This is a genomic window from Bartonella rattaustraliani AUST/NH4, assembly GCF_000312565.1.
GTDB classification, from domain to species: Bacteria; Pseudomonadota; Alphaproteobacteria; order Rhizobiales; family Rhizobiaceae; genus Bartonella; species Bartonella rattaustraliani.
This window is the reverse complement of sequence record NZ_CALW02000030.1, coordinates 1-21538: the sequence shown is the minus strand read 5'-3', so window position 1 is coordinate 21538 and position 21538 is coordinate 1. Positions and strand designations below refer to the sequence as shown.

The 21538-nt window shown below is 39.2% G+C and carries 20 protein-coding genes and 1 pseudogene; 15 read left to right on the top strand and 6 right to left on the bottom strand.

Annotation, left to right across the window (positions count from 1 at the left end; all coding sequences use genetic code 11):
* Positions 1-187 precede the first annotated feature (187 nt).
* The 3 genes and pseudogenes from BN67_RS14800 to BN67_RS13555 form a co-directional block, all read left to right on the top strand.
* Positions 188-737: pseudogene (locus BN67_RS14800) on the top strand (integrase arm-type DNA-binding domain-containing protein); the annotation flags it as partial.
* A gap of 299 nt (positions 738-1036) precedes the next feature.
* Positions 1037-2653, top strand: coding sequence for a bifunctional phosphoribosylaminoimidazolecarboxamide formyltransferase/IMP cyclohydrolase (purH, locus tag BN67_RS04535; protein WP_019222960.1), 1617 nt, complete (start codon positions 1037-1039; stop codon positions 2651-2653).
* A gap of 1260 nt (positions 2654-3913) precedes the next feature.
* Positions 3914-4066: a DUF1127 domain-containing protein gene (locus BN67_RS13555; protein ID WP_083871974.1), complete on the top strand. Its 153-nt coding sequence runs from the start codon at positions 3914-3916 to the stop codon at positions 4064-4066.
* A gap of 274 nt (positions 4067-4340) precedes the next feature.
* Here BN67_RS13555 and BN67_RS04520 read toward each other — a convergent pair whose 3' ends face one another.
* Complete coding sequence (locus BN67_RS04520; protein ID WP_026088169.1) at positions 4341-5117, bottom strand: SURF1 family protein; 777 nt, start codon at positions 5115-5117, stop codon at positions 4341-4343.
* A gap of 293 nt (positions 5118-5410) precedes the next feature.
* On the opposite strand from BN67_RS04520, the gene rpmB reads away from it, so the two are divergent.
* From rpmB to BN67_RS11585, 4 genes are all read left to right on the top strand, one after another.
* Positions 5411-5716: a 50S ribosomal protein L28 gene (rpmB, locus tag BN67_RS04515; protein ID WP_019222956.1), complete on the top strand. Its 306-nt coding sequence runs from the start codon at positions 5411-5413 to the stop codon at positions 5714-5716.
* 128 nt (positions 5717-5844) lie between these two features.
* Complete coding sequence (locus BN67_RS04510; protein WP_019222955.1) at positions 5845-6531, top strand: queuosine precursor transporter; 687 nt, start codon at positions 5845-5847, stop codon at positions 6529-6531.
* 1027 nt (positions 6532-7558) lie between these two features.
* Positions 7559-7936 (top strand): DNA adenine methylase, encoded by a 378-nt coding sequence (locus BN67_RS04500; protein ID WP_019222952.1) that lies wholly within the window; start codon positions 7559-7561, stop codon positions 7934-7936.
* A 109-nt stretch (positions 7937-8045) separates the two neighbouring features.
* Entirely contained in the window at positions 8046-8840 is a 795-nt protein-coding gene (locus BN67_RS11585; protein ID WP_019222950.1) for a HaeIII family restriction endonuclease, read from the top strand.
* A gap of 38 nt (positions 8841-8878) precedes the next feature.
* Here the strand turns inward: BN67_RS11585 and cobT are convergent, their stop codons facing one another.
* The 3 genes from cobT to BN67_RS04475 all read right to left on the bottom strand — a co-directional run bounded on the left by cobT (position 8879) and on the right by BN67_RS04475 (position 12591).
* Entirely contained in the window at positions 8879-10786 is a 1908-nt protein-coding gene (gene cobT / locus BN67_RS04485) for a cobaltochelatase subunit CobT (RefSeq protein ID WP_019222949.1), read from the bottom strand.
* A gap of 14 nt (positions 10787-10800) precedes the next feature.
* Positions 10801-11787 carry a cobaltochelatase subunit CobS gene (cobS, locus tag BN67_RS04480; RefSeq protein ID WP_019222948.1) on the bottom strand — a complete coding sequence of 329 codons (987 nt, stop codon included), beginning with the start codon at positions 11785-11787 and terminating at the stop codon, positions 10801-10803.
* 183 nt (positions 11788-11970) lie between these two features.
* The gene (locus tag BN67_RS04475; protein ID WP_019222947.1) at positions 11971-12591 is read right to left on the bottom strand and encodes a J domain-containing protein; all 621 of its coding nucleotides are present in this window, start codon (positions 12589-12591) and stop codon (positions 11971-11973) included.
* A 110-nt stretch (positions 12592-12701) separates the two neighbouring features.
* On the opposite strand from BN67_RS04475, the gene BN67_RS04470 reads away from it, so the two are divergent.
* The gene (locus BN67_RS04470) at positions 12702-12980 is read left to right on the top strand and encodes a BolA family protein (RefSeq protein WP_019222946.1); all 279 of its coding nucleotides are present in this window, start codon (positions 12702-12704) and stop codon (positions 12978-12980) included.
* A 15-nt stretch (positions 12981-12995) separates the two neighbouring features.
* Here the strand turns inward: BN67_RS04470 and BN67_RS04465 are convergent, their stop codons facing one another.
* Both BN67_RS04465 and BN67_RS04460 read right to left on the bottom strand, forming a co-directional pair.
* Positions 12996-13964: a tyrosine recombinase XerC gene (locus BN67_RS04465; protein WP_019222945.1), complete on the bottom strand. Its 969-nt coding sequence runs from the start codon at positions 13962-13964 to the stop codon at positions 12996-12998.
* A gap of 3 nt (positions 13965-13967) precedes the next feature.
* Positions 13968-14804 carry a SapC family protein gene (locus BN67_RS04460; RefSeq protein WP_019222944.1) on the bottom strand — a complete coding sequence of 279 codons (837 nt, stop codon included), beginning with the start codon at positions 14802-14804 and terminating at the stop codon, positions 13968-13970.
* Positions 14805-14934: 130 nt separating this feature from the next.
* Between BN67_RS04460 and rimM the strand changes: the two genes are divergently transcribed.
* The 7 genes from rimM to BN67_RS04425 all read left to right on the top strand — a co-directional run bounded on the left by rimM (position 14935) and on the right by BN67_RS04425 (position 21064).
* Positions 14935-15501, top strand: a complete 567-nt coding sequence (gene rimM, locus BN67_RS04455; protein WP_019222943.1) for a ribosome maturation factor RimM — start codon at positions 14935-14937, stop codon at positions 15499-15501.
* A 265-nt stretch (positions 15502-15766) separates the two neighbouring features.
* On the top strand, positions 15767-16465 hold the full coding sequence (gene trmD, locus BN67_RS04450; RefSeq protein WP_019222942.1) for a tRNA (guanosine(37)-N1)-methyltransferase TrmD: 699 nt from the start codon (positions 15767-15769) through the stop codon (positions 16463-16465).
* A 215-nt stretch (positions 16466-16680) separates the two neighbouring features.
* The gene (gene rplS / locus BN67_RS04445; protein WP_019222941.1) at positions 16681-17121 is read left to right on the top strand and encodes a 50S ribosomal protein L19; all 441 of its coding nucleotides are present in this window, start codon (positions 16681-16683) and stop codon (positions 17119-17121) included.
* Positions 17122-17614: 493 nt separating this feature from the next.
* Positions 17615-18016, top strand: coding sequence for a succinate dehydrogenase, cytochrome b556 subunit (gene sdhC / locus BN67_RS04440; RefSeq protein WP_026088168.1), 402 nt, complete (start codon positions 17615-17617; stop codon positions 18014-18016).
* Positions 18017-18034: 18 nt separating this feature from the next.
* Complete coding sequence (sdhD, locus tag BN67_RS04435; protein ID WP_019222939.1) at positions 18035-18421, top strand: succinate dehydrogenase, hydrophobic membrane anchor protein; 387 nt, start codon at positions 18035-18037, stop codon at positions 18419-18421.
* A gap of 4 nt (positions 18422-18425) precedes the next feature.
* Positions 18426-20270 carry a succinate dehydrogenase flavoprotein subunit gene (sdhA, locus tag BN67_RS04430; protein ID WP_019222938.1) on the top strand — a complete coding sequence of 615 codons (1845 nt, stop codon included), beginning with the start codon at positions 18426-18428 and terminating at the stop codon, positions 20268-20270.
* A gap of 14 nt (positions 20271-20284) precedes the next feature.
* Positions 20285-21064, top strand: coding sequence for a succinate dehydrogenase iron-sulfur subunit (locus BN67_RS04425; RefSeq protein ID WP_019222937.1), 780 nt, complete (start codon positions 20285-20287; stop codon positions 21062-21064).
* The last annotated feature ends 474 nt before the right edge of the window (positions 21065-21538 follow it).

The window sequence follows — 21538 nt, the reverse complement described above, 5'->3', positions numbered from 1 at the left end:
TTAAAATAGTACAATACATTGATTTATAAGAATAAATTGTCGTTTCTTGCCTTGAATCATAACCCCGAATACCCATAAGATTCTCTCATTTCAAACCTCTTTGATATTGAGTCAATTTTGTTCACTTGGCTTTACACCGTAAGCAGGATTGGCATGTGGATAAAAATGAGTGAGGAAAGAAGGAAAAATGCCTCTCATGAACCGCCTTCATGCAAGGATTGTTGGCAATGCTCATGCGCTAGTAAAGTGAGTGATGGTGCCGGCTTTTCAGCTTTATAAACGTGAAGATGTTGGTACTCAATGGATCTATCGCTATACAATTCATCCACACCGCCGCGAAATGAGCTTAGGGGTTTCTAAGATATGTCTCTTTAAAACAAACCCGTGAATATGCAACGTGGATGGCGTTCTATTTTGCGTGAAGGGTGTGACCCCATTAAAGAACATAAGAAACAAAAGCATGAGGCAATGCATACCTTCATTCTCTTAAAGATATTGCTTTAGAGGCTTTTGAAAGCCGTAAAGCCGCATTCAAGGGTGATGGGTAAGGATGGGTATTGGTTTTTATTTTTACAACTTTATGTGCTCTCCAAATGAGGTTGTCTTCCCATTTCATAGAGATTGTATAAGCAGATATATGCAGTATGTTTGCTCCCATATGGCATACAAAAGCTGCAATAGCAGAGAAAGCGCTCATTCGTTTTAATCTTAATCTTTGTTTCAAACATGCTGCTGCATGAGGATTGGATGTTGATTTACAGACAACAGCCAAAGCACGTACCCTCTTAGTGTGTTATGGATATGGGCTTGTTTTGTATTTCTGCCCTGCAGTTCAGGAAAAAGTTCTTTGGCGTTTTATTCGCCATTCGTGAGAGAGCGTTTGATTCTTTGGTACATGGCTAAACATGGGCTCTTTTTGATGTGTTAAAAACAAGAGATTTTATCCTTTCAGTATATTTTAATCATGGCATGTGCTATAAACACAAAAGCTTATTTCGTTTGATTTTGACCATTTCATTTTAGGATTCTTCTTATTATGGGCATTGTTGCAAAAAAATTTCCCATACCTGATCTTCATAGGGTTCGTCGTGTTCTTCTTTCTGTATCTGATAAGACAGGTGTGATTGCGTTTGCACAAGCACTTCACGCCTATGGTGTTGAGTTGATTTCGACAGGAGGAACAGCAAAGACCTTAATGGCAGCTGGTTTACCTGTAAAAGATGTTTCTGAAGTTACAGGATTTCCAGAAATCATGGATGGACGCGTCAAAACATTACACCCCTTGATTCATGGTGCTCTTTTGGGAGTAAGAGAGAATCCTAGCCATAAAGATGCTATGGAAAAGCATGATATTTATGGAATTGATCTTCTGGTGGTGAATCTTTATCCCTTTGAAGAGACGGTTCAATCTGGTGCTGATGATCAAACGGTTCTTGAAAATATCGATATTGGCGGACCCGCAATGATTCGTGCAGCAGCAAAGAATCACGCTTATACCGGTGTGATAACTGCGGTAAGTGATTATGATTTGGTTTTGGCTGAATTAAAGCAACATGATGGGTGTTTAAGTTTGTCTTTGCGCCGTCAGTTAGCCATGCGTGCTTATGCACATACAGCTGCTTATGATACGGCAATAGCAGCGTGGTTTGCGCAGAATTTAAAAATTGAAACACCAGCGTGGCAGAGTTTTTCTGGTCATCTTGAAGATGTTATGCGTTATGGGGAAAACCCACATCAAAAAGCAGCATTTTATCGCAATAGCGAGAAGCGTTTTGGTGTTGCAACAGCAAAACTTTTGCAAGGTAAAGCACTTTCTTACAACAATATGAATGATACAGATGCGGCATTTGAACTTGTAGCAGAATTTGATCCTCAAAGAAGCGCCGCTGTTGCTCTTATTAAACATGCTAATCCTTGTGGTGTTGCAGAAGGGAAGAGTTTAAAAGAAGCTTATTTAAAAGCGCTTATGTGTGATAACGTATCTGCGTTTGGTGGGATTATAGCGTTAAATCAGCCTCTTGATGAAGAATGTGCAGAAGAGATTATCAAAATTTTCACAGAAGTGATTATTGCGCCTGAGGCAACAATGGCTGCTCGTGAAGTGATTGCAAGGAAAAAAAATCTTCGTTTGCTTATAACGGATGGTCTTCCTGATCCACGTGGTGAAGGGCTTGTTGCTAAAACGCTTGCAGGGGGCGTTTTAGTGCAGTCGCGTGATAATGTGGTGGTTGATGATCTTAAGATGCAGGTGGTAACAAAACGGGCACCAAGCCAAGATGAAATGCGTGATCTTCAGTTCGCTTTTCGTGTGGTCAAACATGTTAAATCCAATGCTATTGTTTATGCAAAGGATAGTGCAACAGTTGGGATTGGCGCCGGCCAGATGAGCCGTGTTGATTCAGCAAAAATCGCTGCCTCTAAGGCTGAAGAAAGTGCACAAAGGGCAGGCTTAAGAGAATCGCTTACGAAAGGATCAGTGGTTGCCTCGGATGCATTTTTTCCTTTTTCAGATGGGTTGCTTGCAGCTGTTGAAGCTGGTGCAACAGCCGTGATTCAGCCGGGAGGATCCATGCGCGATGAAGAAGTTATTGCTGCAGCGGATGCCCATGGTTTAGCAATGGTTTTTACAGGTGTGCGGCATTTTCGCCATTAATGATTTTAATGCTTCTTTTGAATAAGGACTCTTTCGAATAAAAGCTTGTGATTTAGCATGCGCTGTTTATTGCGCAAAAAGTTTGTAGTTACATAAACCGTTGCGGGAATTGGTGGAACGAATCTGTGCGATATTCTCTTCTACAGTTGTCAATGTCTGCTGCGGTTTTTGTATTGAGACGATTCATGAGGGGTATTTTTATTCTTTCTAAAATGCTTTTATATTTCTTTCTCTTAAAGACTTGCTGGGGAAGGGTTTTGATAGAGCTATGATGAAAAGGGTTTGAAATGAGCGTATCTTATGGACTCTGTATTTGCGTTTAAGAAACAAAATAATAAATTATCATTATAAATTAATGCTTTATAACTAAGGTTATTTTACTTGGAGTCTTAAGTCTGTGATAAAGAATATCAAGACTGATAAGGAAACTATTACCGCAGTTGATCTTCATGGTTTGGTTTTTATGGAGAGAAGCAGTTTTCACTATGAACGCTTTTTAATGGAGGCTTTCTTTGAAAGAGATCCGTTTTGTTGGTTCAAAATGTGCAACAATTATTTTGCTCTATAAGAATTTTTAAAAACATCTATGCGATAAAATGAAATAAATTTTTCAATAAAAAAGCATGGTGATAAAGACTTTTCACGTAGAACAGAACGCCACTCACGTTGCATGTTTACGGGTTTGTTTTAAAGAAACATGTCTGGGAAGCCCCTAAGCCCATTTCATGGCTGTGTGGGTGAATTTTATACCGATAGTCCATTGAGCACCACCATCTTTATGTTTATAAAGGTGAAAAGCTCGGCGCCATCATTCACTTTACCAGCGCATGGGATTGCGACAGCCCTTGCATGAAGGCTTCATGAGAGGCATTTTTCCTTCTTTCCTCACTCATTTTTATCCATATGCCAATCACTGATAGTGTAAAGCTAAGTGAATAAAATTGATTCAACATGAAGTGGTTTGAGATGAGAGAATCTTATGGGGTATTCGGGATTGTGATTCCAGGTAAGAAACGACAAGTTATCCTTATGAATCAATGTGTTATATGCCTATAAAGACTCAGAAATGAAAGATTGTGTCATTTATTTTTAAAAAGAAACAGTGGTATTTCTAAAAACAAATATTAGTAAAAATCAAATACTCATTCTAAATATGATTTTCTTATGCTGTATATGTATGCCTGTTTTGAAATTATGGCACATCTTTTTTTTCAAATTTGTTTTATTTTATGTTTTTAAGGTAAATTTTGAGTAAAAAACATGAGTATTATGCGTTTTTATGATAATTGGCGTCGTTATCGTCGGACAGTGAACGCGTTGAGCCGCCTTTCAGCAGACGAGCTCAATGATCTTGGCATTTGTCGCGGTAATATTGATTCGATTGCACGCCGTTATTCTCGTAAGTGTTCTTAAGATTTGTTTAAGAGCACTTTGTTATGAAAAGAGAGCAGGTGCTTTTTTCTTCATTTCGGCTACAGTAAGAGAGCACTTGAAGAGGAGGCTTTATGTATTTTACCGGGCTGGCATGGGCTGTTTCAAAGAACAGTACAGGGTGTGGTTCGTGAACTCTCTTGTTCATAAGCTCTCTATAGAGAGGTATAATGTGTTGGAGAATATGGTTTCTTAAAGCCAGATGAGACCGTGTTTCTTAGAAGAGTTTCGCTTTCCAGGAGAGTTTTTGTCTTTTTTAGCTTTTTTGCTGCAGCAGAAAAAGAGAGGCTCCTAGAGCACCAGCAGCTAAGATAAACCATGTGATAGCATAGGCAAGATGACTGTTTCGAAAGTGCACAGTCGTGAGACCAGGAATGGGAAGAAATTCTTGTGAGGCTGTTTCTTTTCCTGCATCAATAAAATAAGGGGCAACAGAAGACAATCCAAGTTTTTGTGCCATGGCAGGAAGATCACGCGTATACCATAAATTGTTGTCAGGATTATTTTTGCGTGGGAAAAATTCATTTTTTTCACTCATGCGTAATAAACCGATGATTGTGGTTTGCTTTGGATCACTGGTAGAATTTGGGCTATAATTGTGTGATTGTTCAGTGTTTTGAAAATCATGGCGTGCATCCATGGGGATAAAACCACGATTCACAAAGGTGAGTGTGTTGTCCGCTGTTTGTAAAGGGGTCAAAACCCAGTAGCCAGTGGTGTTTTGAGCAATCGCAGTGACGAAAATATCTTTATCCCTAAGAAACTTTCCTGTGATCATGACAGGTCGATATTCGTCTTTTTCAAAAGTAATATGCTTCCATTGATCTTGGTCTGGTGCTTTTATCGGAGGTAAATGTACACGCTGATTGGCATATGTGATGAGCTTTGTTTTCCAATTTAGTCGTTGAATTTGCCATACACCTAGTGCGCAAAAGAGAAGAAAAAAACATAGACATAAAATGCTGAACAAGAGTGAAGAAAAACGAATATGTTTTTGTTGGAGCTTTGTCATGGAATGATTTATTGTACTCATGATGAACGCTTCCTTTTAAAAGATTAAATATGTTTTTAGCACGGTGGATATGAAAAAAAATGTTTTGGATGTTTTTTACGGAACTTTATAAAAAAATGAAAGAATTCACCTATAAAGGATGTAAAAAGCTTTACATAAGGAGTTTACAAAAGACTTGACCTTTTGTGAGAGACACCCTATTAGAAACACAACTTCTCAACGATGCCCCTTAAAGGGGTGGTGTGCTTTTTTGCATTCATTCCGTTTTTCGGGTGTTGGGATTAAAGAGTTTCTTAGAGTTTAAAGGTGGATCCATGTCCCGTGCTTGCGAATTGACAGGAAAGACAGTTCTCTATGGCAATAATGTTAGCCATGCGAATAATAAAACCCGTCGTCGTTTTTTACCAAACCTTTGTAATGTGACTTTAATTTCGGAAGTGTTACAGCAAAGTTACCGTTTGCGTGTTTCAGCGAATGCTCTGCGTTCTGTTGAGCACCGTGGTGGTCTGGATAGTTTTTTGGTCAAAGCTGATGATAAAGAATTGTCGCAACGTGCGCGTTTATTAAAACGTCAAATCGTTAAGAAAAAAGCTGAACAAAAAGTTGAGCAAACAGCATAATTGTCTTTGTTGCTTCCAAAGCTGGATGATTTTTTCTTTATGCCAGTTTATGCTAGAGGTATCTTTTTTAAAGCTTTTGAGTTTTTGATTGCTGTATTTTGTTGGTTCCATTCCCCAGGTTAAAAAAAATGTTCTCAATACGCGATCCTTTATTAGAACGGCAAAAAAAAAGGCATATTGTTTTTTCTATTCTTGCAATGTGCTTGGTGGTGGTTGCTTCTAATATTTTGGTGCAGTATCCTGTCTATTGGTTCGGCTTGAATGAATTGTTGACGTATGGTGCTTTTACCTATCCATTTGCGTTTCTGATCAATGATTTAACAAATCGTTTTTATGGTCCAGCTGCGGCGCGGCGTGTAGTTTATGCTGGTTTTTTTGCTGGTGTTGTCGTTTCTTGGATTTTGGCGACACCACGGATAGCAATTGCTTCTAGTTGTGCATTCCTATTTGGGCAGCTGCTTGATATCTTTGTGTTTACTCCTTTGCGGCGGAAAACATGGTGGAAGGCACCTTTGGCCGCAGCCTTGGTGGGGTCAGCTTTAGACACTGTGATGTTTTTTGCTCTTGCTTTTTCGAGTTTTTTTGCCTTTGTCGATCAGATAACAGGTTATGCTGATAGTTCACATGTAGAAAGTGCTGTTTTCTTGGGGATTGATATGCCCGTTTGGCTCTCTCTGGCTTTGGGCGACTTTTCAATAAAAATTATTATGAGCCTGTTTATGCTTATTCCTTATGGAGCAATCCTTAGAGTCGTGAGAATCCCCCTTTACCAAGGTTACTCAAAAGATGATTCGTCTTTTGTTGGGAATCAATAATCATTTTTGTTTTGGCTAAAGGAAAGATGATAGTGCTCTATGTTCTGTAAGGGCACTATTGGAGAGGCTTCGATTCATAAGGGGCATTTTGATCATTTCTCAGATGGTATTTATCTATACATTATCTTTGATGTGTAAGGAAATGCTTTTGACTGATTCAACATGAGGTGATGTGGGATAAGAGTATCTTATCAGTATTAAAAACAGATAGTAAAGCTCTTGTAGAAGCCAAAAAATGTCTTTTTAGGAGCTATGGTTTCTTACAGATGATTATTTGAGCGATAAGAAGCTTGGTTCTTATAAAGATAAAAATGGTTCGATACATGCTTGGGTGTATATAAATAGAAAAGTAAATACCAATTGTATTAAATCCTTTTTGGTAGTTTTAAGGTGTGGCTATACTGGTATTTATCATTATTTTAGTAGCCAATGTTTGCATAGGTATGTTAATAAATTTATAATCTTTTATAATCCGATCTCGATAAAACTTGGCAAACGCTTCGAGTGTTTATTTCAGATAATTGTAAGTTAGAAAATGCAATACTTGGAGCTGATAGTATGAACAAAATGATAAATCAAATAGATCATAGAGAGGTTTTATTTGATAATTTGGTATTAACTTCCTTGAAAAAAAGAGAAAGCTTATTGAGCTATCTATTGTAAAATCACCTCTTCGTTATCCGAGAGGGAAAAGTCGTGCTGTTCCTATGATTATTAATAACTACATCAGGAAACAAAAAACTTTATGTTCTCCTTTGGTAGGAGGAGGTTCAATTGAATTAACCTTAGCAAAAAGAGGAACAAAGGTTTATGCTTATGATGCTTTTAAGCCGCTTGTTATTTTTGGCAAATGCTTTTGAGAGATGCTTCAGCTCTTGCAGAAAAAGTGAGAGAATATGAAGATATGACTCCTGCAATGTTTTATAATCTCCAAAAAACTTTTGGGAATATTAAAAATCAATTAGAGATTGCTGCCGTTTTTTGCTTTTAATCGCTCTTCTTTTTCTGGAACAACACTTTCGGTGGTATGTTTCCAAGACATCTCCGATTCAATTATCGTTCTATTGAACGGCTTAAAGATTTTAAGATTGAAAATTTCACAGTGGAACACAGAGATTTTACAGAAAGTATTCCTAAACACTTTAACGATTTTCTTTATTGTGTTCCTCCGTATTTTATTAATCAAAAACTTTACGGTCACAAAGGCGATAAAGATAATTCTTTTGATTATCAAGCTCTTGCTGATCTTTTGAGAAAGCGTCAAGGATGGGTTTTATCTTATAATGATTGTGTGGAAGTTAGAGAGCTTTATAACGGCTATACAATGCTCAATCCTGAATGGACTTACGGTATGGGAAACAATAAAAAATCAAATGAACTCGTAATTTTGAGTAAGGATCTTTAGGAAATCGTCTGAATCAGGTGGAAAATGGAAAAGCCTTTGAATATGCTTTAGCCATGGGTTTTAAGAAAGCAACAAAGGCTCCCATAGAGTTTATTCATCTTTTCAAATAGTGGAATCTTTTTATAATTTATTGAATGATATTGAAAAAAGGCTCTTAAATCTTGCTTCTATTGAAGCAGCTGTTTTCTTACAGTTACATGATAAAAATATTAGAAATACGAAAACTATTGTTCTTCAGGAAGATTCTGTTGGGATCAAAGGAGATGTCCGTGATATTATTTTAAAAGTTCCTGAAAATCCTATTGGTATTTCTGCAAAACATAATCATAGCGCTATCAAACATCCTCGTCTTTCTAGTAAAATAGATTTTGGTAAAGAATGGACAGGTTATCCTTGTCGCAGCTTTTATTTTAATGAAATTAGACCTATTTTTGATTATTTAGCAGAACTTAGAGATAAGAAAATGCTCTTTAGAGACATAGATGATAAAGAAAGTAAAATTTATCTTCCAATCTTAGAATCTTTCTCTAAAGAACTTCAAAGGCTTTGTTTAGATTATCAAGATAAATTTGTGAAGCTATTGTTTCAGTATGTTATAGGTTCTTATGACTTTTATAAGATTATGATAGATACAAGGTCTAAACAAAAACGGGTGATTATTCAGTCTTTTAATTTGAATGGTACTCTAGGATATGGTCATAAATGGAGAATTCCAAGCAAAATTTTATCAGTTGCAATAAAACCAGAAAGTAAAAACAAACTTATTATAATTTTTGAAGGTGGATGGAGCATTTCTTTTGGAATTCATAATGCATCAAGTAAAGTAGAAGCTTCTTTAAAGTTCGATATTCAATTTGTAGGATTATCTTCTCAGGTTGTTAGCCATCAAATTCCGATGGTCTAATGATAGAGGTCATTTTTTTAAATGTAAATGTTGCTGATTCAAAAAGAATTCTTCTTATAAATATGAGATTTGTTGTCACTAAAGAGTGCTTCTAATTGTTTTGTTATGGCGTTAGCGAGTTCTTCAGCATTCATAATTGTTACAGCACGTTGATAATAGCGTGTGACATCATGACCAATGCCAATTGCAATAAGTTCTACAGGCGAATGTGTTTGGATCTCTTGAATCACTGCGCGTAAATGTTTTTCAAGGTAATTGCTGGAATTAACGGAGAGTGTTGAATCATCAACAGGGGCACCGTCAGAAATAACCATAAGAATGCGGCGTTGCTCACGTCGTGATAAAAGGCGTTGGTGTGCCCAAATTAATGCTTCACCATCAATATTTTCTTTCAGCAATCCTTCTTGCATCATGAGACCTAAATTGCGTCGTGCACGGCGCCATGGCGTATCAGCACTTTTATAAATGATGTGACATAAATCATTAAGGCGTCCAGGATGAAGCGGCTTGTTTTGCTTGAGCCACTTTTCGCGTGATTTTCCTCCTTTCCAAGTTTTTGTGGTAAAACCTAAAATTTCAACTTTGACACCACAGCGCTCAAGAGTTTGTGCTAAAATATCCGCACAACTTGCTGCAACAGTAATGGGGCGCCCGCGCATTGATCCTGAATTATCAATAAGAAGTGAAACAACAGTATCCCGAAATTGGGTATTGCTTTCTTTTTTAAAAGAGAGTGGTTGCATGGGATCAATAATCAGACGTGGCAGCTTTGCTGTATCGAGATATCCTTCTTCAAGGTCAAAATACCAATTACGGTTTTGTTGTGCCATGAGACGGCGTTGCAAGCGGTTTGCTAGCCGCCCAACAATATTTTGGAGATGATTGATTTGTTTATCAAGATAACGACGCAAACCATCCAGTTCACTTTCAGAACAAAAATCTGTTGCTCCCAAAACTTCATCAAATTGACGGGTAAAAATCTTATAATCAGCAAGTTTTTCCATTTGTTCTGAAACAGTGAAAAGGCGTTTAGGTTGATTCGACTTTTCTTGCCAAGAGCTTCTTTCTTGCTCTTCTTCAGACTGATCGTCGCTGCTTGATTGTGTCGCTTCTGTTTTTCCTTTGTCTTGCGCATCGCTTTCTTGTTCCGTGGTTGTTTGTTCTTTATTTTGGGCATGTTTTTCGTTTTCTTTCCCCTCTTCTGTTTGACTTTGGGAATCATACTCGTCTTTTAACTTTTGGTTATTTTCACTTTCAAAAACGTCTTCAAGTTGCACTGTCATTTTTAATGCAATAAGCAGTTGACGAACAGTCCTTGCAAAAGCATGTTGATTGTAAATGTAGCGTGGTAGTTTGTTCAGCTCGCTTGCGGCTTTTTCTTCGATGATATGATGCCATAATTCCAAAACAGGTCCCGCTTCTTTTGGGGGAGGGCGTTTTGTTATTTTTTCACGTAATAAAAGCGCAATGGCTTCTTGGATGGGCGCTTCACTTTGGCTGCTAATCTCTTGATAATGGGCGCGCTGATATTTATCGGCGAGCATGGTATCAAGATTTTGTGCAATCCCTTCCATGGATAAAGTACCAATTGCCTCAACACGTGTTTGCTCGAGCGCATCAAAGACGGCACGTGCATCCGATTCTAGAGGGGAAAATTGTGTGTGAATGTCTTTATCATGCCACGCTGTGCGGAGAGCCATGGAATCGCCTAATCCACGCGTGATCGTGATATCTTTCTCTGTTGCATTGTGTGGTAGTTCGGGTAAACGCGCGTGATTTTCGCTCAAAGAGGGTTTGTTATGACTAAAGACGACTTCAAGAGCAGCAGTGCCAGAAATTGCACGGATACAGTTGGAAAGAGCTTTTTTAAAGGTTTCACTATCAAGAGTATTTTTAGGAAAGTCATTTGTCACAGTGTTGTTGTTATCGCCAACGTCTGCAGTCATAATTGAGGTATTCCTTAAGGCAAAACACCATGAATAAGCGATTCGGGAAGCTCTTGTCCAAAGGCGCGTTGATAAAATTCTGCTACAGTGGCACGTTCAAGTTCATCACATTTATTGAGAAATGTGAGCCGAAAGGCAAAGCCAACATCTTGAAAAATTGTTGTGTTTTCTGCCCAAGTGATCACTGTACGCGGGCTCATGACTGTTGAGAGATCGCCATTGATAAAAGATTTGCGGACCATATCAGCAACATGGACCATTTGTGAAATTGTCTGTTTTCCTTCAGTCGTCTGAAAAGATTTGACCTTTGAGCAAACAATGTCCACTTCTTTATCATGTGGTAAATAATTTAATATCGTTACAAGAGACCAGCGGTCCATTTGCGCTTGATTGATTTGTTGTGTCCCATGATAGAGCCCTGTTGTATCACCAAGACCAATGGTGTTTGCTGTCGCAAAAAGACGAAATGCCGGATGTGGAGAGATGACACGGCTTTGGTCAAGCAAGCTTAGTTGTCCAGAAGATTCAAGAACACGTTGGATAACAAACATAACATCAGGGCGTCCTGCATCATATTCATCAAAAACAAGAGCAATGTTGTTTTGATAAGCCCATGGCAAAATACCTTCTTTAAACTCCGTAATTTGTAAGCCATCTTTTAAAACAATGGCATCTTTTCCCACAAGGTCGATACGGCTCACATGACTGTCGAGATTAATTCGGATACAAGGCCAATTGAGACGTGCTGCAACTTGTTCGATATGTGTCGATTTCCCTGTACCGTGATAGCCAGAAACCATAACACGGCGGTTAAATGCAAAACCTGCTAAAATTGCTAAAGTTGTTTGCTGATCAAAAAGGTAATCGGAATCAACAGCGGGAACATGGGGACTTGTTGTGCTAAAAGCAGGAACTTCTATGTCTGTATCAATATGAAACATATCGTGGGCACAAACTGTAATATCCGGCACATTTTCAACTGTAGGTTTTTTTTCTGTCATTGCTTTTTGGGAGGGAAAGGACGCTATTTATTTTCATTCATAAAAAACGATACAAGAGTTAGAACATTTATGCAATGCCCTATCATAAAGCCTTGGATATAAAAGAGGTCTTTTATGATACATTGCGTTTTGCAAAATGACGATTGTTAAAATGAAAATGTATTTGTATCGCTAGAAGTTTTCTTAACACAAACCAGATTTTTTGAGCAAATTATAGGCGTTGAGAACATCACGAAAACGCTCTTCTGAAGAACGGCAGCCACCATTGGAATCGGGGTGGTGTTTTTTTACCAGTTCTTTATATTTTGTTTTGATCGTGTCCGATGAAGCATTCGCTGGTAACCCCAATGTTTCAAAAGCTTTGGCTTCTAAAGGTTTTAACTTTCGTGAGGAATTTTGGGTTGAATGACGCTGGGTAAACAGTGTGAATGGATCGCGCATACGATTTTGATAAGCTGCTGTACCAGAGCGAATCTTTGCATAATGCGCAGCTGTTTTTTTGGAAGTGCCATTGCTTAAGTCTGTAGGCCATGTTGGGCGGTGCCCCGTGAGGGCATCTTTTTGGAACTTTGCAATATCTTTATCACTCAGACCAGAGAAATAATTAAAATCTTTATTATAGGCGCGCACGTGATCGATGCAAAAATGCAGATACTGCCCTTCATGATTTCGACCTGCCGGTGCTTTATGCGAGGCGGCTTTTTCACAACCTTGCCATTGGCACTGTTGCACTTCTGGCGCAGCCTTTTGCTTTTTATTGGAGCTAATGCGAATTGAGTCGAATAATTTAGATGTTGTTGTCATGTTTATAGATTTATGAAAACTCAATTGATTTGACAAGAATTGACTTTTGAAAAATTTGTTTTCACATTTATTTGGTAATGAGAAAGGTATATTTTGTGAAGGAATAGAAAATGTCTATCACAGTTCAAACAATGATTCAAAGCAAACTTCAGGAAGCTTTTCATCCGCAGAAACTTGAAGTGATCAATGAAAGCCACCTTCATGAAGGACATCCGCATAATGAACACGCTTTTTATGGTAAAGGAGAAACGCATTTTCGGGTGAAAATCCTTTCTTCTTCTTTTTCAGGTATGTCGCGTGTGGAAATCCACCGAGCGATTTACAAAGTTTTACAAAAAGAGTTAGCAACCTGTGTTCATGCTTTGGCACTTGAGGTTGAATCTGTTTAATTTTTTCAGTTTTTTTTAAGAACGCGGATGTGCTTTTTTATAAATTTCTAAGAGGTAATTTGTATCAATATGGGTGTAGACTTGAGTGGTGGAAAGACAAGCATGGCCGAGAAGTTCTTGAATTGTGCGTAAATCGCCTCCACGTGATAAAAGATGGGTGGCAAAGGAATGGCGCAGTGTGTGTGGAGTTGCGGTTTCTGGTAAACCAAGATGCACACGCAAATTTCGCACAGCGCGTTGAATAATAGCTGGCTGTAAAGGTCCACCTCGAGCGCCGCGGAACATGGGGTGGTTCTCTTTTAGCGGATAGGGGCAGCATTGAAGGTAATTTTGTACAGCTTCATGCACAACTTTGATAAGAGGAATAAGCCGTGTTTTCCCCCCTTTTCCCGTCACAAATAAACTTGTTTTTTCTGGGTCAGAAAATTGTTCTGGTGTGAGGCTTAAGGCTTCAGATATCCGCATTCCACAGCCATAAAGAAGGACTAAAACCGCTGTGTTGCGGGCAATGATCCATGGTTCATTTTCCTGTTGATTTTCTTGTTTGACGATATTGAGAGCTGATTTTATTTCCAAAGGTTTTGGCAATGATTTGGGCTGTTTTGGGGTTCGAACAAGTTTTGCAGCAGGAATATGAACAATGCCTTGGCGAGAGAGATAGTTGAAAAAAGAACGCAACCCCGCCATACCCCGGCTTAAAGAGCGCGCACTTATATTGCGGGTGCGGCGATAAGCTAGGTAAGCACGTAAATCGGTAACGCGCAAATTGGCAAGGTCATCAAAGGTTGGCTCATGACTTAAATGTTGACAAAGAAAAGATAAAAACTGTCGTGTGTCACGTTCATAGGCTTGTGCTGTTTGTACAGCCATGCGACGCGTTTGTACAAGAGTGTCTAACCAATTTTTCCGTGCAGCTAAAACGGCAGGATCTGCTGGAATGAGAGGGACATTTTCGTTTTTTCTCGTGTCATCTTTTATCGGCATTTCTTAATTGAGCGTTTCTTTCTTTTGAAATTCTCCATCTTTATGTTCTTCATCATGAGCATAGCCATTCTTTTTTTCTGGTTGCTCTTCATGATTAGATATTTGCTTTTCACCTTTTAGAGAGAGTATTTTTAAAAGATTATTTGCAGACATTAGGTGTGCAAAAATCAAACCTAGAAAACCATTCTTATGAAGTTTAGCAAGCTGGGAGGCGGATAATTTATTCAGTTTTTCTTTATCAACAATCCAAAAATGTTCTAATTGTGCTGAAAGACCTTTATCATTTTTCACATTGATAGATTTTTGGCTTAAAAGATCCATATCCACGAGGGCATCAATAAACTCAGCGGTTTTTTCCATAGCGACTTTAAAGCTTTCCAGAAAACGAATCCGTTCTTCCATAAAAGGAGAAACAGATCCATCGGAATTGAAAAGTTCCGTACCTGCAACTTCATTAAACATGCCTGATTGTTGATCAAAGCAAACAGAAAGTTCTTTGTCATCTTGAAGTTGAGCAAGAACAAAAGGATAGCGACGGACAAAAGCGGGAACATAAGTGTTTTTTTGCCAACTTTTATCAGAGGTGATATAGTCATTTTCATCGTTGGAAAGGCCGACAAGAGCAGCAGATGTATAGTGCCGTTTCTTTTGTTCATCTTCCGCACACATAAACAGAATCGGGTAGTCTAAAGCAGCTTGAAAATATTCACTACTGGCTAAAGGAACCCAGTGTGTATCTTTGGCAAAAGACATATCACTTGGAGGAGCATATTTGAGGTTTTTGTGTGACACTTTGTTGATTGGGGTGATATTTTTATAAAAAAGCATAACATTTGCCATAAGACTTCTCCTTGTTATTAATTTGTTTTTGTTACCAAAAAGTCTTTTGGAAAGATTTATAATATGGCAACAAGATTAAAAGAAAATTACGAGACTGAAGGATTCGTTTTTAAGAGATAATGTTTTTACAATGGAATATAATAAACAAAAGCCAAAAAATAAAGTCTATCTTGCCATTATTGGTCCCGCTCATGGTATAAAAGGAGATGTTTTGGTTAAGGTTTTGGGTGCTGACCCACAGCGTCTTGAAACCTATGGTGTTCTTTATGATGAGAGGGAACGTCCTTATGAAATTGTTACTCTTCGCGTACAAAAAAAGAATGCGATAGTGCATTTTAAAGGGATTGAAGATCGTAATGCCGCTGAAGCTTTAAAGGGCATTCATCTTTATGTTGCACGTGACCAATTGAAAGATGATTTGGCTGAGGATGAATTTTATCAGGTCGACTTAGTTGGGCTTCGTGTTCAGGATTGTTTGGGCCAAACTTTGGGTGAGGTGAGTGGGTTCTTTAATTTTGGGGCTGGTGATTTGCTTGAAGTGCGCTTGAATATGCGCAAAACGGCGCTGATCCCTTTTAGCAAAGCTGCAGTGCCAGAAATTTGCATTTCTTCTGGTTTTCTTGTGGTTGATCCTATGGCTGCTGGTTTGCAGAATGATAAGAAGGGAAATAAGGGCGATAAGGAAAAAATAAGGTAGAAAATCATTTGGATTAAGAGAATCAGGGGTAAGATGTTGTGTCTTAAATACGTATTTTAGCATTTTAAGCCTGAATTTTTCTGGTCGTTTCGGTTATTCTTTAGCAAGATTTAGCTTTAGCGTTAGAAGTATGGTCGCTTGAGACAATGCAGATGAGGAATTTTGTTTTAAATATTATGCCATAATTGCTATAATATTGGATGTGGGATCGGTGAGTGCGGGTTTTTCCAGTTTGTCTATCAAGTAAGGATGAAAGAATAAAAATATGGGGTTTCAAGCACGCATTTTAACACTTTATCCTGAAATATTTCCTGGGCTTTTAAGTTATTCTTTAGCTGGGCAAGCCTTGGCGCAAGGGATATGGTCGCTGGAAATAGTACAGATTAGGGATTTTGCTTTGGATAAACACCATAGTGTTGATGATACACCGGCTGGTGGTGGTGCTGGTATGGTGATGCGCGCAGATGTGTTAGCGGCTGCACTTGATAGCTGTCCACATGATTCGCCAAGATTGTTGATGAGTCCACGTGGAAAGATTTTTAACCAAACCCATGCCCGCTCTTTAGCCTGTAAATCAGGAATAACATTGGTTTGTGGACGTTTTGAAGGTGTGGATGAGCGGATAATAGACGCGCGGGAATTGGAAGAAGTGTCTGTTGGTGATTATATTCTTTCAGGGGGAGAAACAGCAGCCATGGTTCTTTTGGATGCGATTGTACGTCTTCTTCCTGGAGTGATGGGGAATGAGGCTTCTGCAAAATGTGAAAGTTTTGAAAATGATTTGCTTGAGTACCCTCAGTACACACGTCCTTCTCTTTTCGAAGGACGGGGTATTCCGCCAGTGTTAACATCCGGTCATCACAAAGCTATTGCGGATTGGCGTCAACAGCAAGCTGAGTTGTTAACACGTCAACGTCGTCCTGATCTTTATGCGCGTTATGATAAAAATCGTCAGAAAACTTGATTCATTTTGTAAGGTGGTGTATTGCATGACACTTTCTCATGCAGAGAGTTTTTCTGTGAAGGGTTTTCTATAGTTCCAAAATTAAAATGAAGGAATGGTGTATTCGCTCCTGTGTAAAGCATAGCCTAAAGAATTTCTTTTTATATCAAGAGGGCTTTTTTGGGTAAAAGTTGAGCGCTCTGACTGTTCGATAAAGAACATGAAGGATAAAAGAAATGAATATTATCGCACAGCTTGAGGCTGAACAATGTGCAAAAATTGAAGCAAAACGCCAGCTTCCTGCTTTTCAGCCGGGAGATACCGTCCGTGTTATGGTGCGTGTGACTGAAGGTACACGTACGCGTGTTCAAGCCTATGAGGGTATTTGTATTGCACGTTCAGGTGGTGGATTGAATGAGACTTTTACAGTGCGCAAAATTTCTTATGGTGAGGGCGTTGAACGTGTCTTTCCAATGTATTCTCCCTTAATTGAAGCTGTTGAACTTGTGCGCCGGGGTAAAGTGCGTCGTGCGAAACTTTATTACCTTCGTGGTTTAAGAGGTAAAGCTGCACGTATCGCTGAAAAGAGAGATTACCGGAAAAAAAGCGAAAAACCTGTTGAGAAAGTAGAAGAAAAAGCTGTTTCAGGAGAGGCTGTAACACAAGCCACTGAATAGAGTGCGTCAAGACTGTTTTGTTCGGGGGGTATGTAAAAGCGGTTTTTATGCCGCTTTTTTTATTATTGATGATTCGTATTTATAAATAAAAAATGGCTTTAAAGATGATTCAAAATTATCGTGTTTATGAACTTCTATGCCTTATTTTTCTGCTATGGTGCCTGTGTTTAGAACTTTAGAAAGTCTATCGTTGCTGTTTAGAAATAGAGTTATGTATCCTTGAAAAAATGCATGTTTATATGAGAGAAATGGTGTTAGACCTTTGACGTGAAGATAAAATTGTATTAGAGTGAAGCCAGTTTTATGGTTTTTAGCTGTGAAATGATCGGTTTTTTTTATGCGCGACCTTTAATCCGTTATTTGAGACAACCGACCTGTAATGTGAGTATCTTTGAGATGCCGAACAAGTGAAAATGATAATGCACAGGGTTGTTTTGTGCGAATGTTGTCGCTCATGATACTGTTGCGGTGTAAAGTCAGGTCAGGGTATTTTATGACAGAGATAATTAGGATGAAAGAGCGCCCGCGTTCTCCTTATGTGAGTATTTATCGTTGGCCTATCACTATGGCGATGTCAATTGCACATCGTATTACTGGTGTGGCTCTTTATTTTGGAATAGTCTTGCTCGCTGTTTGGTTAGTTTCAGTGAGCTGTGGGGCTGAGGCATTTAGAATAGTTCATGGGATTTATGCTTCTTTTCCAGGACTTTGTATTCTATTTCTTTATACCCTTGCTGGTGTTCATCACATGGTTGGTGGTATTCGTCATGTTGTTTGGGATATGAAACCTTGTCTTTTGGCTAAAGAAAAAGCAACAGCGACCGCTTGGGCAACAGTGTTCATTTCTCTTATTATTACTGTTGCAATTTGGATTATTGGGTACAGCCTTAGCTAATTGGGGGTAGAGAGAGGGATGAAGAAAGATTTTCGAACAGATCTTGCAAAAGCACGTGGGTTTGGAAGTGCCCATGAGGGAACAGAGCATTTTTGGATGCAACGTCTTACAGGTGTTATCAATTTACCGCTTTTGATCTTTTTCATTGTTTTAATTATTTCGCTTGTTGGGGAGGATTATAGTGTTGTGCGCGCACGGCTTGCACATCCTGCCGTTGCTATTTTAATGGGGCTTCTCGCTTTTTCGGTTCTCTATCATATGAAGCTTGGAATGCAGGTTGTTATCGAAGATTATATTCCACGTGGAAGTTTCAGGGTATTATTCTTGGTATTAAATATTTTGTTTTGTTTTGTTTTGGGCGGTGTCATCACTTTTGCCCTTTTGAAAATTGCATTGGGGGGCTAACGATATGGTACGCACAGGATCATCACTTGGTGCTAAGTCAGGTAACGCTCCTTATCATTATGTGGATCATAAGTTTGATGTTGTTGTTATCGGTGCCGGTGGTGCTGGTTTGCGTGCAACACTTGGTATGGCTGAGCAGGGGTTAAAAACAGCCTGTATCACAAAAGTTTTCCCAACGCGTTCACATACCGTCGCAGCACAAGGGGGGATTGCAGCCTCACTTTCAAATATGGGGCCCGACAATTGGCAATGGCATTTATACGATACCGTCAAGGGTTCCGATTGGTTGGGTGATACCGATGCAATGGAGTATTTGGTGCGTCATGCACCGGCTGCCGTCTATGAATTAGAACATTATGGTGTGCCTTTTTCGCGTACGGAAGAAGGGAAAATTTATCAACGTCCCTTTGGGGGGCATACAACACAGTTTGGTGAAGGTCCGCCTGTTCAACGTACGTGTGCAGCCGCTGATCGTACCGGGCATGCGATTTTGCATACGCTTTATGGGCAGAGCTTAAAACATAATGCACAGTTCTTTATTGAATATTTTGCGCTTGATCTCATCATGACGGATGGTGTGTGTACAGGTGTTGTGGCATGGAATCTTGATGATGGCACAATCCACCGTTTTTCTGCAAAGATGGTTGTTTTAGCGACGGGCGGTTATGGACGTGCTTATTTTTCCGCAACATCAGCGCATACTTGTACGGGCGATGGCGGTGGCATGATTGCACGTGCTGGGTTGCCTCTTCAGGATATGGAGTTTGTTCAATTTCATCCTACCGGTATTTATGGTTCTGGCTGTCTCATTACAGAAGGAGCGCGTGGTGAAGGAGGATATTTGATCAATTCTGAAGGAGAGCGCTTTATGGAGCGTTATGCGCCTTCCTTTAAAGATTTGGCTTCACGTGATTTGGTGTCGCGTTGTATAACAATTGAAATTCGTGAAGGGCGTGGTGTGGGACCCAAAAAGGATCATATCCATTTGGTTCTCAGCCATATTGATCCTGCTATATTGCATGAACGTTTGCCAGGAATTTCTGAATCGGCACGAATCTTTGCAGGTGTTGATGTCACAAAAGAGCCTATCCCTATTCTTCCAACGGTTCACTACAATATGGGAGGGATTCCCACAAATTACTTTGGCGAAGTTCTTAATCCAACCTCCGATTCACCAGATCGTGTTCAGCCAGGCTTGATGGCTGTGGGTGAAGCAGGCTGTGCTTCTGTTCACGGTGCAAACCGCTTGGGATCAAATTCATTGATTGATTTGGTTGTTTTTGGCCGTGCTGCAGCAATTCGCGCCGGTGAAGTGATTGATCGAGATGCGGAAATTCCACCTTTGAATGAGACGGCTGTCGACGAAATTATGACACGTTTTGATCGTTTGCGTTTTGCGCAAGGTGAAATTCCAACGGCTGTATTGCGTGAAAAAATGCAACGGACTATGCAGGAAGATGCTGCTGTTTTTCGTACAGAAGATTCGCTCAAACAAGGGTGCCAGCGAATAGGTGAAATCTGGGGTGAACTGTCTGATCTTAAAGTTACAGATCGTTCATTGATATGGAATTCTGATTTGGTCGAAACATTAGAACTTGAGAATCTCATGGCTAATGCCGTAACAACGGTTCATTCGGCGGAGGCGCGTTTAGAAAGTCGTGGTGCTCACGCGCGTGAAGATTATCCAGATCGGGACGATAAAAATTGGCGTAAACATACGCTGTCGCATTTATCAAAAGATGGTAAGGTGACTTTATTCTATAGGCCTGTTCATGTTGATCCATTAACATCTGAGGTGGATGGTGGTATCGATTTAAAACGCATTGCACCTAAAAAACGTGTTTACTAAGGGGAGAAACAATTATGGTACAAATAAGACTTCCCCAAAACTCTCAAGTGAGAGTGGGAAAAGTTTGGCCTAAGCCTGAAGGTGCTACAAAATTGACGGAATTTCACATTTACCGTTGGTCACCTGATGATGAGGAAAATCCTCATCTGGATACCTATTATGTTGATCGTTCTGCTTGTGGTCCTATGATTCTTGATGGGTTATTGTTCATTAAAAATCACATTGATCCAACTTTAACACTTCGCCGATCATGCCGTGAAGGTATTTGTGGTTCGTGTGCAATGAATATTGATGGAACAAATACGCTCGCTTGTACCAAGGGGATGGATGATGTAAAGCATCCTATTAAGGTTTATCCCTTGCCCTCCATGCCTGTTGTAAAAGATTTGGTTCCTGATTTAAAACATTTTTATGCGCAACATCGTGTGATTGAACCTTGGTTGCAAACCGTTTCACCTGAGCCTGCCAAGGAATGGTTACAAAGTTACTCCGATCGCCAAAAGATCGATGGTCTTTATGAGTGTATTTTGTGTGCATGCTGTCAGACATCATGTCCAAGTTATTGGTGGAATGGTGAGCGTTATTTGGGGCCAGCTATTTTATTGCAGGCTTATCGTTGGATTGCTGATTCACGTGATGAGATGCGTGGTGAACGTCTTGACAATTTAGAGGATCCTTTCCGTCTTTATCGGTGCCACACGATTATGAATTGTGCGCAGACTTGTCCAAAGGGGCTAAATCCAGCTAAGGCAATTGCTGAGATTAAAAAATTAATGGTTGAGCGTCGTCTTTAAACATTCGCTGATTCATGGGAGTGAAGTGAGAGATGAGAGGTTATAGGGGATTTTGTTTCTTTTGGATTTTGTGGCTTAGTCTCTAAAAGCCTATCAGCTTCTTATGGGCGATAAAATGATTATTATTGCTTTTAAAATGAGAGAGTTTTTAGGGTAAAATGAATCTTTAAGAAAAAACAGTGTTCTCTATAATAAAGCCAATAGCACATGTGTCTATTTTTCATTGAATTTGGGTTAGAATTCGCACTTTAATATATGATTCAATCAGACCGTCTTTATCAGAGATGCTTTTGTCTTATTGGAGTACGAAAAATAAAGGATAATGTGAAATTATCATGTATATGAGCATTGCAATGAAATGCAAAATAGAGACCATATAGTGTTTTTAGGATTGCATTATTCATTGTGTAAAAACAAATTTACAATTCTTAAAATGAAGGAGTATAAAATTTCTCTGTTGTTTGGCACGGTGTT

Coding starts and splice junctions, on each gene's coding strand:
- sdhC (WP_026088168.1), top strand. CDS start 17,615: ATGACAGAGATAATTAGGATGAAAGAGCGCCCGCGTTCTCCTTATGTG.
- BN67_RS04510 (WP_019222955.1), top strand. CDS start 5,845: ATGTTCTCAATACGCGATCCTTTATTAGAACGGCAAAAAAAAAGGCAT.
- rplS (WP_019222941.1), top strand. CDS start 16,681: ATGAATATTATCGCACAGCTTGAGGCTGAACAATGTGCAAAAATTGAA.
- sdhD (WP_019222939.1), top strand. CDS start 18,035: ATGAAGAAAGATTTTCGAACAGATCTTGCAAAAGCACGTGGGTTTGGA.
- rimM (WP_019222943.1), top strand. CDS start 14,935: ATGGAATATAATAAACAAAAGCCAAAAAATAAAGTCTATCTTGCCATT.
- BN67_RS04465 (WP_019222945.1), bottom strand. CDS start 13,964: ATGCCGATAAAAGATGACACGAGAAAAAACGAAAATGTCCCTCTCATT.
- trmD (WP_019222942.1), top strand. CDS start 15,767: ATGGGGTTTCAAGCACGCATTTTAACACTTTATCCTGAAATATTTCCT.
- sdhA (WP_019222938.1), top strand. CDS start 18,426: ATGGTACGCACAGGATCATCACTTGGTGCTAAGTCAGGTAACGCTCCT.
- BN67_RS13555 (WP_083871974.1), top strand. CDS start 3,914: ATGAGTATTATGCGTTTTTATGATAATTGGCGTCGTTATCGTCGGACA.
- BN67_RS04475 (WP_019222947.1), bottom strand. CDS start 12,591: ATGACAACAACATCTAAATTATTCGACTCAATTCGCATTAGCTCCAAT.
- cobS (WP_019222948.1), bottom strand. CDS start 11,787: ATGACAGAAAAAAAACCTACAGTTGAAAATGTGCCGGATATTACAGTT.
- cobT (WP_019222949.1), bottom strand. CDS start 10,786: ATGACTGCAGACGTTGGCGATAACAACAACACTGTGACAAATGACTTT.
- purH (WP_019222960.1), top strand. CDS start 1,037: ATGGGCATTGTTGCAAAAAAATTTCCCATACCTGATCTTCATAGGGTT.
- BN67_RS04500 (WP_019222952.1), top strand. CDS start 7,559: ATGTTTCCAAGACATCTCCGATTCAATTATCGTTCTATTGAACGGCTT.
- BN67_RS04520 (WP_026088169.1), bottom strand. CDS start 5,117: ATGAGTACAATAAATCATTCCATGACAAAGCTCCAACAAAAACATATT.
- BN67_RS04460 (WP_019222944.1), bottom strand. CDS start 14,804: ATGGCAAATGTTATGCTTTTTTATAAAAATATCACCCCAATCAACAAA.
- rpmB (WP_019222956.1), top strand. CDS start 5,411: ATGTCCCGTGCTTGCGAATTGACAGGAAAGACAGTTCTCTATGGCAAT.
- BN67_RS04425 (WP_019222937.1), top strand. CDS start 20,285: ATGGTACAAATAAGACTTCCCCAAAACTCTCAAGTGAGAGTGGGAAAA.
- BN67_RS04470 (WP_019222946.1), top strand. CDS start 12,702: ATGTCTATCACAGTTCAAACAATGATTCAAAGCAAACTTCAGGAAGCT.